Below are 12987 nucleotides of genomic sequence, written 5' to 3'. Positions count from 1 at the left end.
GGCTTAGCTATTTGTTAAGCGTTATTTGGTTTAAATGATATTTCAAATGCACTAAGTAATCATCGATAAAAAAAGAAAGGGTGTGCATTTCTATTTTCCCTTTTCCTGTGTCACAGGTATTTTGAAGCTTTTCCTCTGGAACATTTTCAATAACCCGGCTAATCTGATAGTTTAACAACTTCCAAAGCATTATAACTTCTGCAATAGCTGCCCCCTGGTAGTTTTGGTAGTTTACCCATTCATCCTGATGATAAATAATTTTAACCCCTTCTTCGTATTGTCCAACAACCAAACGACGGATGTTGTTAACTGCACTATCTACCAAATGACCCAACAATTCTTTTTTAGACCATTTTAAAGGCTGTGGTTTATCATTCCAGGCCTCATCCGAAATATTTTCGAAATCAATCATCGCCTGATTAACCAGGTGAAGGATCTCGTTCTTTTTGTCTAAAACCGAATTCATCCCGCTATTTATTTAAAGTACCTACGTTAATGATGTCCGCAAAAACTCCGGCAGCGGTAACTTCTGCACCAGCGCCCGGGCCCTTTACCACCAGTGGACGGGTTTTGTAACGATCTGTAGTAAAAGAGATAATATTATCACTTCCCGAGAGCATATAAAAAGGATGACTGTCATCAACCATTTGCAGACTGATTTCTACATTTCCGTTTTCAAGCTTACCGATGTAACGCAAAACTTTTCCATCGTTGGCTGCGGTATTCTTTAAATTTTCGAAGTAGGCCGCGTTAGCCTGTAATTCAGAATAGAAATCTTCAACCGATGTAGCATTTAAGCAGGCTTCTGGCAAAATGTTGTCGATTTTTACATCACTGGCTTCTAACGGATAACCAGCATCACGGGCAAGGATCAGCATTTTACGCATAAAATCTTTTCCATTTAAATCGTCGCGAGGATCTGGTTCGGTATAACCCAGTTCCTGTGCTTCCTTTACTGTTTCGTAAAAACCGGCGTCACCTTTAAAATTATTGAAGATGTAAGAAATCGTTCCTGATAAAATCGCTTCAATCCGGGCTACCTTATCACCGCTCATCATCAGTTCGCGCAGGGTACGGATGATTGGCAGGCCTGCACCAACATTGGTTTCATAATAAAAATCAACACCAAATTTACGGGCTGTATCTTTAAATGATTTATACTGGGCAAAATCGGCAGAGTTACCTTTTTTATTACAGGTTACTACCGAAATGCTGCTTTCGAATATGCCCTGATAAAATTCTATTGGCGATTCTGCAGCTGTGTTATCCACAAAAACGCAGTTTGGTAAGTTTAGTGCTTTCATTTTGGCAACAAAACCCGCTAAATCTGCCTGTTCACCATTTGTATTCAATTCCGCTTCCCAATTTTCTAACGACAGACCGTCAGTATTGAAAATCATTTTCCGTGTATTACTGATACCCGTTACCTTAACCTGCAGATCGTTGTTGGCCGCTAAGAAAGGCATCTGTTCTTTCAGTTGGTTAAACAAGGTTTTGCCAATGTTTCCAGTGCCCAGGCAGAAAACGTTTAATGTTCTTTTCAGATCAGTAAAGAAAGCATCGTGAACCGCATTAACCGCTTTCGATAAATCGTCTTTGCTGATGATTACCGAGATGTTATATTCTGAAGAACCCTGAGCAATAGCCCTTACATTGATACCGTTGCGGCCTAAAGCGCTAAACAAACGTCCGCTCATACCTGGGGTGCGTTTCATGTTTTCACCAACAATAGCCAATACAGCCAAATTATTTTCAACTTCTGGTAATTCTAGTTTTTTAGCGTCTAATTCCAGTTCAAACTCTTTTTTGATTAAAGAAATGGCCTGTGAAGCATCCGTTGGTTTAACAGCGAAAGTAATGCTATGTTCTGATGAAGATTGGGTAATCAATACTACATTGATCTGTTCGCGCGAAAGCAGTGAGAATAATCTTCCGCTAAAGCCTGCCTTACCCACCATACCACTACCAGTTAGGTTAATAATGCTGATATGATCGATAGAGGAAATTCCTTTTATGGGTAAACTTGATGCTTTAACATCACTTTTGATACAAGTTCCTGCGAAATCAGGTTCGAAAGTGTTTTTGATCACAATCGGAATCTTTTTCATAAAAGCAGGAATCATCGTTGGCGGGTAGATCACTTTTGCTCCGAAATAACTCAGCTCCATGGCCTCGGTATAGCTTAACTCCGGTAACGAGAAAGCCTTTTTCACAATGCGCGGATCAGCCGTCATCATGCCGTTTACATCCGTCCATATTTCTATTTCTTCCGCATTTAAGGCTGCACCCCAAACCGCTGCAGTATAATCAGAGCCGCCACGGCCCAGGGTAGTTACCCGCCCTGCTGCATTGCTTGCTATAAACCCAGTAACAAAAAGCACTTTGCCTTTATTTTCCTGGTAAAAATTGTTGATCAGCATTTCAGTCAATTCGGTATCTACTTTCGCTTGACCGAAGTTGCTGTCGGTTTTAATCAGGTCAGAACCGTTAACATAAAGCGCATCGCCAAAATTTTGAGAAGCAATGTGGCTGATCATAAAAGTAGAGCAGCGTTCGCCATAACTCAAAATCTGATCTTTGGTCTGCAAACTCAGTTCGCGCAGATTGGCCACAGCCTGTAACAGATCTTCCAATTCGTTAAAAAAGATCTTTAGGCGTGTAAACACAGGGTTTTGTGCAGCCGCAGGTAAAAGCGAGCGGATTACAGCAAAGTGTTTTGCTTCGATTTCTTTTAAATGGGCATCGTAATCTTCTCCACGCTCGGCCATTTCGGCCATATCGGTAAGTAAATTGGTTACACCACTCATTGCCGATAATACAACTACCGGACTGTTCTTCTGTTTTTCTTCGCCAACCAGGCGTAAGAGGGTTTTAATGTTCTCGGCCGAACCTACGGATGTGCCGCCGAATTTGAGTACTTTCATTAGTCTATATTGGTTTTAACTGTTTGGTGCTGTGCGGATAATTCATGGTTGCTCGTACAGGTTTCATTCAGCATGGGTTTAAAAAAAAAGCGTCCCGACTTTCATCGGGACGCTTTCTGTGTTTTATGTTTTTTCAATTTACAACAAATTAGCCCCGCTGGTTTATACCGGTGGTAATAATAATCGTTGTAATAATCGAAGTGTTAAAATTCATCTTGTCTTTGTGTACTTTGTACACCGTAAAGTAGGAGATTATTTTTTTAAAATGCAAATGTTTTTTGATTTTTATTTCGAAATTTCTATTAAAACGTTTAAGTGGATGAAATAGCCGCATTTTATGAACCCAAAACCGGTATTGTTTTTACTACGACTGATCCAACTCTCCTCCTTTTTCCAAGGAGGGGCGCCCGTAGGACGGGGTGGTTGATCAGTAAATTTTAATCTTTAGAAAAATGCTGTAGTCGTTCCTTAGATGGTGCAGCCCTGCTAACCGCTATAGTCCCGATGGGAGTGCTGTTTTGTTGTTAGTGAGATCGGGAGCTGCCGCTTTTTTCAGGTTTACTTTAATATGGGCTTGTGCTTCTATTTAAGTGGGTTACCTTCCAGCGTATAATTCCCCTCCTTTGGAGGGGCGCCCACCTGGCGAAGTGGTAAACGAGTATAATTAATTCAAAAAAATATATACTCCATGAATGCAAAAAGCAATACTACCCAAAATAATCACTGGTAAATATTTCTTTAGAAAGAATAATAGAAATGCTATAATGTTAGCAAAAACCAAAACAGAACTGATGTATATATAAGGTTTTGCGAGGTCATAAATAATACTGCTAGGGATAAAATCGCTAACTAACTGCATTCTAGCCTGTATTATTGGAACTATATTCCAGATTAATAACAATAATAATATTGTTAACGAGATAATGGATAAGCTTTTTAAGCTATTGTTGCCTGTCATTTTTTGATATTCAATATTTGCCTCCAATAGGATGATCTGAAAAATCAAGCTCAATTCCGTTTTCATTAACAATAATTAATTTCTTGTCTTCTTCCGAATAATTTTCTGGAGTTAGCATAACTTCTTTGCCTAAGCAGGTAGAAATATCTTTTAAATAATCTACTAACCTGTTATGGTCTTCGATCGAATTAATTTCTGTAGGGGTAATATCATTTTCAATTTCATTGCCACCAAAGAAATGGCATTTAACCAGAATATTTCCTAAATATATAGTAACATTATTAAGTAGGTCGGTTTTTCCATTCCAATAATCAAATACAATGCTTTTATTAATACGGCTTTCAATTTCACCCGAGAGCACATTATAAAATTTCACTTCATATTTGGTGTTGATGAGGTCTATCCATTTTTCCCAATCTCCCATACTTGTATCTTTAACATAGATATCCCTTAAGGAGCCATCAATATAATATATCTTTTTTCTAAGTATTTCCCAGTTCATTATTGATCATGTTACTACATAAAAGTATAATCTTTAATTCATTTCCGAATAGATGTTAATCTTTTAACGCTGCTATTAAAGATTTATGGGCACTTAAAGCCTTATCTATTAAAAGTTTAAACTAGCCAAAACCATTTAGCAGATTTTACTTAGTGTAATTTTTTAATTTTTTTTATACTGTAAAATAGCGTGTAAATAGCTGTAAATAAATTGTTTACATAATAGTGTATTTGCTACAATATGTAAAAAATTACGCTTCAAAACTAGTTTTTGTGGAAGATAAGTATTTACCTTTGCTGTACTAACTAACTTATTGTTATGAGCAAAAAGAAACTGCAAACGCCAGATTTAAGCTATTTAAATCTAGGTGGAAACATTGCTGTAAAGTACCAATTATCTCCAACGGAATTAATTGATGATGCCTTATTAAATAAAGAAGGTACGCTGGCTGCTTCAGGAGCACTGGCGGTTGATACCGGAAAGTTTACCGGACGTTCTCCTAAAGACCGTTTTATTGTATGCGACGAGGTAACCGAAGACCAGGTTTGGTGGGGTGATGTAAACATTAAAATTTCTCCGGAGAAATTCGATCAGCTGTTTTATAAGCTAACAAATTACCTTGAAGATAAGCAAATCTATGTCCGCGATTCTTCGGCCTGTGCCAATCCGGATTACGATATATCCATCCGGGTAATTACAGAAACGGCTTATCAGAATCTTTTTGCTCATCATTTGTTTATCCGCCCGGAAGAGGATGGTTTAGGGAGCACACCAGAGTGGACCATCATTGCTGCACCAGGTTTCTTGGCCGATCCGGCTATTGACGGAACCAGACAGGAAAACTTCTCCATCATCAATTTCACCAGGAAAATGATTTTGATCGGGGGAACTGGTTATACCGGCGAAATTAAAAAAGGAATTTTTTCTGTTTTAAACTTTATCCTGCCAGTAAATAAGAATACGCTATCCATGCACTGTTCGGCCAATGTGGGTAAAAATGGCGATACCGCTATATTCTTCGGCTTGTCAGGGACGGGAAAAACCACCTTGTCTGCCGATCCAGAGAGAGGATTGATAGGTGATGATGAACATGGCTGGGGTAAAGATTCTGTATTTAACTTCGAAGGCGGTTGCTATGCAAAATGCGTAGACTTAACCGAAGAGAAAGAGCCTCAGATCTTTAAGGCGATCAAATTTGGCTCGTTGCTAGAGAATATCAATTTTTTTCCAGGTACGAAGGAGGTTGATTATAGCAACATCAGTAAAACGGAAAATACCCGTGTGGCTTATCCAATAGATTATATTGACAATGCGATTTTACCATCAATAGCGGCTGTTCCGAAAAATATCTTTTTCTTAACTGCAGATGCGTTTGGTGTATTGCCTCCAATTTCAAAATTGAATGTAGAACAGGCCATGTTCCACTTTATGAGCGGATATACAGCCAAGGTTGCAGGAACAGAAACGGGGGTGACAGAACCTCAGTTAACGTTTTCGGCTTGCTTTGGTAAAGCCTTCTTGCCATTGCACCCATCTAGATATGCCGCACTATTGGGCGAGAAGATGGAAAAACATCAGGTAAACGTATGGTTAGTAAATACGGGTTGGAGCGGTGGCGCTTACGGCGTAGGTAGAAGGATGAAATTAAGTTATACCAGAGCGATGATTACGGCAGCGTTAAATGGAGACTTAGATCATAATAAATATAAGCAACACCACGTATTTAAATTGATGATGCCATTAAATTGTCCTGGGGTACCGGACGAAATTTTAGACCCCTCTAAAACATGGAGCAATCAGGAAGAATACTTTTTAAAAGCATACGAACTGTCGGATGCCTTTAAAGAGAATTTCAAGCAGTTCGAACTGACAAAAGTACCAAAAAGCAGACACGAAGCGTTAAAATTATGTTAAATGCACTTTAAAATGCATTTTTTGAGCGAAAAATTTGCAATTCGATTTTTTTTTAGTTTTTATTGTGAAAGAATTGCCTCGGCTGGGGCAATTTTTTTGTTATACACCCTTGGTGATTTACCGAAACTAAATTCTAAGTAACGATTTAATTGCTTATTGATTTATTAATTTGTAATTTAAAATCAATTTATAAATTTGTTTTTCGCAACAATTTCGGATATGAAACGTTGAGTGTAGTACAAAAGAAAAAAACAGCTAAAAATTAAAAACAAGAACTAAAACTAAAATTTCAAAAAAAATGGCAAACGCACCAAAACCAACAACTGTTAAAAAAGAGAGCTCTTCTAGTGCATCTAACATTTTCGCAACATTGGTAATTCCTATCTGTATTATTGTCGGTTTCACTATCTGGAAATTCGTATTAGGGGATCCGTCAAACTTTATCGACAACAATTCTGAAAACCTACCTTTGCCAAATAACTATCCTGGTACAGCTTACAAAGGTGGTCCAATCGTAGCGGTATTGATCGGACTATTATTAACTACTATTGTATTCTCTATTGAACGTATCATCGTTATTGGTAAAGCAAGTGGAAAATCTAGCTTAGATAGTTTCATTCGCAGAGTGCAAGGTTTATTAAGCGCAGGTAACATCGAGGCTGCAAAAGCTGAGTGTGATAAACAACAAGGTTCAGTTGCTAACGTAATTAAATCTGGTTTGAAAAAATATAGCGAAGTTGAAGCTGATACTAATATGGATGTTGAGCAATCAATCGTTGCTATCCAAAAAGAGGTAGAAGAAGCTACAGCTTTAGAAATGCCAATGTTAGAGCAAAACTTAACCATCATTGCTACATTGGTATCAATTGGTACTTTGATCGGTTTATTAGGTACGGTAACAGGTATGATCCGCGCATTCGCCGGTTTAGCAAACTCTGGTGCTCCAGATCAGTCAGCATTAGCGGTAGGTATCTCTGAAGCCTTGATTAATACGATGACAGGTATTGCGGTTTCAACATTAGCAATTATCATGTACAACATTTTAACCTCTAAAATTGATAAATTAACGTATGCTATTGATGAGGCAGGTTTTAGCATCGTTCAAACTTACGCTAGTTCGCATAAATAATTTTTTGAAAATATTTTTACCGGCTTTATGGAAAACCGGAAAAAAGATCATCATTATTAAAAAGTTAAAATATTATGCCTAGAATTAAAGTTAAAAGAACCAGTACCGTAACAGATATGACCGCCATGTGCGACGTAGCTGCACTGTTACTAACGTTCTTCATATTAACTGCTACGGCAAGACAACCAGAACCTCTGGCCGTTTCTACCCCCTCATCTACGTATGAGTTTAAAGTACCGGCAGAAAACAATGCAATTTTAACCATTGGTCAAGGTCAGGTTTTCTTTGAAGTGGCAGGCACAAAAGTTAGGGCTAAAACCTTAGAGTTAATGGGAGAACAATACAAAATGACCTTTACACCTGAGGAGATTAAAAGATTCTCATCGATTGGTAGTTTTGGTGTTCCTGTTGCAAGCCTAAAATCGTTTATCAAAATGGATGGTGGTGAGCGTATGAAACCAGGTGTACAAAGAGGTATTCCTACCGATTCTACAGACAACCAGCTTAACTCATGGGTTTTAAATGCTCGTAAAGCAACTAAAGAAATAAATAATCAGGATATGCGTGTAAGTATCAAAGGTGATGCTAAAGAAGAATATCCGGTTGTGAAAAAGATTATTGATGTGCTTCAGAAGCAAAGTGTAAACAAATTTTTATTGGTTACTAACGCTGAAGCTAAAAAGAAATAAGAAATGGCAGAATTAAATACAGGCGGGAAGAAAGCCACACCAAGGGTTGATATGACTCCAATGGTGGATCTAATGTTTCTTTTGGTAACATTCTTTATCTTAACTACATCAATATCTACTCCACAGGCGATGGATATTGCAAAACCAGATAAAAACGAGAAGTTACCTGAAAACAGATTGGAACTGAAAGCAAGTAAAACCATGACCATCTTATTGGGTAAAAAAGATAAGGTAGCTTGGTACATGGGCGTAGCAGGTGAAACTGCTCCAAATATCGAATCTGTATCACAAGTTGGAGAATCTATTGTTAAAAATAGAAAAACAGCTGATGCTTCGGGTGTTGCTGGAGACTTTGTTGTATTGGTAAAACCAACTTCAGGATCTACTTTCCAGAACTTTGTGGATATTATGGACGAATTGGAAATTCTTAAAGTTAAGGTTCGTCAGATTGATGACGATAATATCCTTGATAACGAGAAGCAGGCCATGAAGGAACAAGGAATTTTATAATCAATAAAAACCAATAGTTATGTCGAAGTTAGATATATTCAGAAAAGAATGGCTTGAAGTGGTTTTTGCGGATAAAAACAAAAGCTACGGTGCGTACCAATTGCGTAAAACCAATGGTGCAAATACCACAAGAGCATTAATTATTGGCTCTGTAATATTTCTAGTGTTATTTTTCTCACCTAAAATCTTTAGCCTGATTAAAGGCTCAATGGACCAGGAAGAAGAGCAATTAAAAGCACAGGAAGTAATTTTAGCGCCACCACCACCAGTAGACCCTAAAACACCACCACCACCACCGGTAGAGCCACCGCCACCGAAAATTGACCAGGTGAAAATGCCACCTCCAATTGTAAAACCCGATATCGAGGTTCGTGATGAACCACCAACGGTTGAAAAGTTGAAGGAAGCAGATCCAGGCCAGAGAGATATTAAAGGTGATCCAACAGCTGATATTGTTATCGCTGAGCCAGTAGGTGAGGGACCAAAAAGAGAAGCTGCTGTTGCGGTTGATGATAATAAAGTTTACGACTTTGTTAGTATCGAGAAACAACCGGAATTTCCAGGCGGTATTGCTAAATTCTATAAGTACTTAGGAAACGCAATTAAATACCCGCCAATGGCACAAGAAAATAACGTACAGGGTAAAGTGTTTTTATCCTTCGTTGTTGAAAAAGATGGTAAATTAACTGATATTCAAGTTACCCGTGGTTTGGGTAGCGGAACTGATGAAGAAGCCATCCGTGTATTAAAAGCTAGCCCACGTTGGAACCCAGGTATCCAAAATGGTAAGCCGGTAAGGGTAAAATACAACATCAACGTTAACTTTACATTGAACTAATAGTAGATGTTAAATTTTGATATCTTTAAGCAAAAATCGCCTAAACAGCGGTTTTTGCTTATTTTAGGCCTTATCATGTTTGTCTTTTATGTGGTATTGGGGCTTGCATTTATCTTTTGGGAGCCAATAGCCCTGCGTTTAGGCGCTATTCCGCAATGGGGTAGAATCGCGATTGGAATACTCTTAATCATTTATGCTTTTGTAAGACTATTAAGCCTAAGCAGGCGAGACTAAATCAATGAGAAATTTCCTTTTTATATTCTTAATCCTGGCTCTTGTAGCTTGTAAGCGTAAAAACAAAACCGAAGCAGTTGAAGAGACCCGCACCAGCGGTACACTCAAAATGCTCGTTGATGAAAGCGTTGGCCCTATTGTGCAAAATCAGATTGATGTATTTAGCCTGGATTATCCGCAGGCAAAATTCGAAACTACGGTAAAGTCAGCCGAAAAACTTTTACCAGCTTTTTTGAATGATAGCGTGAGGGTAATTGTACTACCAAGGTTATTAACCAAGGCTGAAGAAAAATATTATAACCAGCGGAGTATAAGAATAAACACCTCACGATTTGCTGTGGATGGTATTGCTTTAATTACAAATCAAGGCAATATCGACAGTACAATTAACGTTAAAGATGTGATTGATATATTACAGGGGAAGAAATCAGATAAAAAATTGGTCTTTGATAACGCTTATTCAAGTACCTTTCAATATTTTAAAGAATTGGCCAATATCAGCCAATTTCCAGCTACAGGTGTTTATTCTAAAAATTCCAGCAAAGAAGTAATTAAACTTATTGCAGAAGATAAAAATTTTATTGGTATTTTAGGCGTGAATTGGGTCACGGGTAAAAACGCTGAAATGAGTGAGTATCTTTCTCAGATAAAATTGATGGGCGTAAAGAATGTAAAAGGTAAGGTAGGAGACGATCAGTTCTATAAACCAACTCAAGATAACTTAATCAATGGTGTTTATCCTTTCCTAAGGAATATAAATATTATAGATTGCGAAGGAAGAGATGGTTTAGGCACAGGATTTGCAATATGGTTAAGAAGCCAGAGAGGGCAATTGATTGTACTTAAATCTGGACTTGGGCCACATAAATTAATGCCAAGACAAATTAACCTGACAAAAGGAAATTAGATTAAAAATTATAAATTGAACCACGAAGTAAATCTAAAGAGACACTTCATTTTTATTAAATAAAAAAACAGAATATCCGATGAAAATTTTAAAGAAAGCAATAACCTTAAATGTAGGTTTGGTGTTGATGGGTTCTGCAGTTTTTGCTCAAGATTTAAATGACGCGAAAAAAGCCATTGACGCTGAACAGTACCAAAAAGCATCATCAATGCTTAAATCATTGGTGACCTCAAAAGCATCAGATGGTGATAACTATTACAATCTTGGTTTGGTTTACTTGAAAACCGGTTATATCGACTCAGCTAGAGCCGTATTTACCAAAGGTGTTACCGCTGACCCGAAAAATAACCTAAATTTAATCGGTTTAGGTGAAGCAGATATGTTATCTAATAACCCAAGTTCTGCTAAAACTAATTTCGACAAGGCAGTAGCTTTGGCACCGAAAGATTACAAAACTTATTTGTATATCGGTAAAGCCTATTTGGCACAGGATAAACCAAGTGATGATGTATCTAAACCTGATTTCACAAGTGCTTTGGCTAACATTACAAAAGCAGACGAATTAGATTCTAAAGATAAAGATGCTGAAGTTTTCTTGGCACAAGGTGATGCCTATGCTTTACAGAAGAAAAATTCTGAGGCATTAGGTCCGTACATGCGTGTTGGTGATGTTGATCCAAACAACAGAAGAGCTAAAACGCAGATTGGTAAAATGTATAAGGAATCTAGAGCCTTTCCTGAAGGAGAAAAAGAATTACAAGATGTAATTGCTGCCGATGCAAACTATGGCCCAGCTTATCGCGAGTTAGGTGAGTTATATTTACAATGGAGTAGCTTTGGTGTAGATAAAGAAAAAGCAGCTAAAGGAATTGAGAACTATAAAAAATATATGGATTTAACCGATAAATCTTTAGAATCTCAATTGCGTTACATGCAGTTTTTATACTATGCTAAAGATTTTCAAACATTAGAGCAAGTTGCGTCTAGCATTCAAGTTCCAGCGAATGATTCTAAATCAGGTGTTGTTGCGAGATTAAAAGGATGGGCTGCTTATGAAAATAAAAACTATCCTCAGGCTTTAACTTATATGACCGAGTTTTTTGCTAAGGAGAAAGATAAATCAAAGATTTTAGGTAATGATTACCTTTATTTAGGTAAAGCACAATTAAAAGCAGGACAGGATAGCTTAGCAGTTGGTAATATTATTGAGGCAGCTAAACTTGATTCAACAAATGCTGAAGCTTTGGCAGAGGCTGGTAAAAGCTTGTACGATGCGAAGAAGTTTGCAAAATCAGCTGAAGTTTATGAATTAGCGTCTAAGTATAATCCAAATGGTAAAGGATCTTTATATAACTATCTGTACATAGGAATAAATAGATTTATGGAATCTTATACATTAAAGCGTGAAAAGAAACCAATGAATTTGCAAGGTTTAATTCAAGGTGATTCAGCGCTTAGCCATTTGTCGAAAGTAACTCCTGATTTAGCTCAATCATATCTTTTTAGAGCCAGAATTAATGATTATATCGATCAAATTCAGAACGCTGCAACTCCTAAAGGTTTAATGATTCCTTTTTATGAAAAATATATCACCTTAGTAAAACCAGAAGAACAAGCGGCCGCTAAAAATAATTTGATTGAGTCTTACAGATTGCTAGGCTCTTGGTATGCTGATAAAGATAAGGTTAAGGCAATTGATTACTTAAATAAATGTCTTGCTTTAGATCCAACTGACAGTTATGCAACAACTAAATTAAAAGAGTTGACTGGCGCGGGAGCTAAGCCAAAAGGCAAATAATTAAAAAGTTAAATAATTTAGAAAAGGCAGAGTTTGGTTACTCTGCCTTTTTCTTTTACTTTTGCATCATAAAATAAATAATATGCAAGCGCAAAGTTCGGCTATAGATTTTTTACCAATTATATTTCAAGTAATTGTTGCTTTAGGTTTTGTGGTAACCACACTGGTTGCTACCCACTTTTTAGGTCCAAAACGTAAAACAAGCGATAAATTAGAAACTTTTGAGGCCGGTATTAAATCAGTAGGTAATGCACGTCAGCCTTTCTCTATCAAATATTTCGTGGTAGCCATCTTATTTGTGCTTTTCGATGTAGAGGTTATCTTTATGTATCCTTGGGCGGTTAATTTCCGTACATTACGGATGGATGGAATGATCGAAATGTTCATTTTCATGGGTACATTATTGCTGGGTTTCATCTACGTCATCAAGAAAAAAGTCCTGGACTGGAACTAATTCAGTTAGCAGTTCTCAGTTAGCAATTTCAAAACTGCGCACTGATAATTGGGAACTGAAAACTGTATGTGTATCACTTACACTAACTCAGGGCACTTTTGGTTATTTAGAAAGGTTCTAAATCGAGTAA

11 protein-coding genes are annotated in these 12987 nt (G+C 37.4%); 8 read left to right on the top strand and 3 right to left on the bottom strand.

Translation table 11 applies throughout. The features are described from left to right. Positions 1–7 precede the first annotated feature (7 nt). The 3 genes from EYS08_RS01500 to EYS08_RS01490 all read right to left on the bottom strand — a co-directional run bounded on the left by EYS08_RS01500 (position 8) and on the right by EYS08_RS01490 (position 4384). Positions 8–466 carry a DinB family protein gene (locus tag EYS08_RS01500; protein ID WP_131028090.1) on the bottom strand — a complete coding sequence of 153 codons (459 nt, stop codon included), beginning with the start codon at positions 464–466 and terminating at the stop codon, positions 8–10. A gap of 4 nt (positions 467–470) precedes the next feature. Beyond that, complete coding sequence (gene thrA, locus EYS08_RS01495; RefSeq protein WP_131028089.1) at positions 471–2924, bottom strand: bifunctional aspartate kinase/homoserine dehydrogenase I; 2454 nt, start codon at positions 2922–2924, stop codon at positions 471–473. Positions 2925–3892: 968 nt separating this feature from the next. Beyond that, positions 3893–4384 carry a hypothetical protein gene (locus EYS08_RS01490; RefSeq protein ID WP_131028088.1) on the bottom strand — a complete coding sequence of 164 codons (492 nt, stop codon included), beginning with the start codon at positions 4382–4384 and terminating at the stop codon, positions 3893–3895. Positions 4385–4702: 318 nt separating this feature from the next. On the opposite strand from EYS08_RS01490, the gene pckA reads away from it, so the two are divergent. The 8 genes from pckA to EYS08_RS01445 all read left to right on the top strand — a co-directional run bounded on the left by pckA (position 4703) and on the right by EYS08_RS01445 (position 12857). Then, the gene (gene pckA / locus EYS08_RS01485) at positions 4703–6298 is read left to right on the top strand and encodes a phosphoenolpyruvate carboxykinase (ATP) (protein WP_131028087.1); all 1596 of its coding nucleotides are present in this window, start codon (positions 4703–4705) and stop codon (positions 6296–6298) included. A 298-nt stretch (positions 6299–6596) separates the two neighbouring features. Then, a complete protein-coding gene (locus tag EYS08_RS01480; RefSeq protein ID WP_131028086.1) occupies positions 6597–7427 on the top strand; it encodes a MotA/TolQ/ExbB proton channel family protein in 831 nt (276 codons plus the stop codon). A gap of 74 nt (positions 7428–7501) precedes the next feature. Continuing rightward, entirely contained in the window at positions 7502–8116 is a 615-nt protein-coding gene (locus EYS08_RS01475; RefSeq protein ID WP_131028085.1) for a biopolymer transporter ExbD, read from the top strand. A gap of 3 nt (positions 8117–8119) precedes the next feature. Further along, positions 8120–8626 (top strand): ExbD/TolR family protein, encoded by a 507-nt coding sequence (locus EYS08_RS01470; RefSeq protein WP_131028084.1) that lies wholly within the window; start codon positions 8120–8122, stop codon positions 8624–8626. Positions 8627–8645: 19 nt separating this feature from the next. Further along, a complete protein-coding gene (locus tag EYS08_RS01465) occupies positions 8646–9464 on the top strand; it encodes an energy transducer TonB (RefSeq protein WP_131028083.1) in 819 nt (272 codons plus the stop codon). 238 nt (positions 9465–9702) lie between these two features. Then, positions 9703–10605 (top strand): PstS family phosphate ABC transporter substrate-binding protein, encoded by a 903-nt coding sequence (locus tag EYS08_RS01455; protein ID WP_131028081.1) that lies wholly within the window; start codon positions 9703–9705, stop codon positions 10603–10605. Between the two features lie 79 nt (positions 10606–10684). Then, complete coding sequence (locus EYS08_RS01450; RefSeq protein ID WP_131028080.1) at positions 10685–12403, top strand: tetratricopeptide repeat protein; 1719 nt, start codon at positions 10685–10687, stop codon at positions 12401–12403. Positions 12404–12485: 82 nt separating this feature from the next. Further along, a complete protein-coding gene (locus EYS08_RS01445; protein ID WP_029274758.1) occupies positions 12486–12857 on the top strand; it encodes an NADH-quinone oxidoreductase subunit A in 372 nt (123 codons plus the stop codon). The last annotated feature ends 130 nt before the right edge of the window (positions 12858–12987 follow it).

Origin of the sequence: Pedobacter kyonggii, assembly GCF_004310665.1 — a bacterium.
Classification (GTDB): domain Bacteria; phylum Bacteroidota; class Bacteroidia; order Sphingobacteriales; family Sphingobacteriaceae; genus Pedobacter; species Pedobacter kyonggii.
This window is presented reverse-complemented; position numbering and strand designations above follow the sequence as displayed.

Bases quoted from the DNA above. Each gene is read 5' to 3' on its own strand.
- EYS08_RS01500 (WP_131028090.1), bottom strand. From the start codon at position 466: ATGAATTCGGTTTTAGACAAAAAGAACGAGATCCTTCACCTGGTTAAT.
- thrA (WP_131028089.1), bottom strand. From the start codon at position 2,924: ATGAAAGTACTCAAATTCGGCGGCACATCCGTAGGTTCGGCCGAGAAC.
- EYS08_RS01490 (WP_131028088.1), bottom strand. From the start codon at position 4,384: ATGAACTGGGAAATACTTAGAAAAAAGATATATTATATTGATGGCTCC.
- EYS08_RS01445 (WP_029274758.1), top strand. From the start codon at position 12,486: ATGCAAGCGCAAAGTTCGGCTATAGATTTTTTACCAATTATATTTCAA.
- EYS08_RS01450 (WP_131028080.1), top strand. From the start codon at position 10,685: ATGAAAATTTTAAAGAAAGCAATAACCTTAAATGTAGGTTTGGTGTTG.
- EYS08_RS01465 (WP_131028083.1), top strand. From the start codon at position 8,646: ATGTCGAAGTTAGATATATTCAGAAAAGAATGGCTTGAAGTGGTTTTT.
- EYS08_RS01480 (WP_131028086.1), top strand. From the start codon at position 6,597: ATGGCAAACGCACCAAAACCAACAACTGTTAAAAAAGAGAGCTCTTCT.
- EYS08_RS01475 (WP_131028085.1), top strand. From the start codon at position 7,502: ATGCCTAGAATTAAAGTTAAAAGAACCAGTACCGTAACAGATATGACC.
- EYS08_RS01455 (WP_131028081.1), top strand. From the start codon at position 9,703: ATGAGAAATTTCCTTTTTATATTCTTAATCCTGGCTCTTGTAGCTTGT.
- pckA (WP_131028087.1), top strand. From the start codon at position 4,703: ATGAGCAAAAAGAAACTGCAAACGCCAGATTTAAGCTATTTAAATCTA.
- EYS08_RS01470 (WP_131028084.1), top strand. From the start codon at position 8,120: ATGGCAGAATTAAATACAGGCGGGAAGAAAGCCACACCAAGGGTTGAT.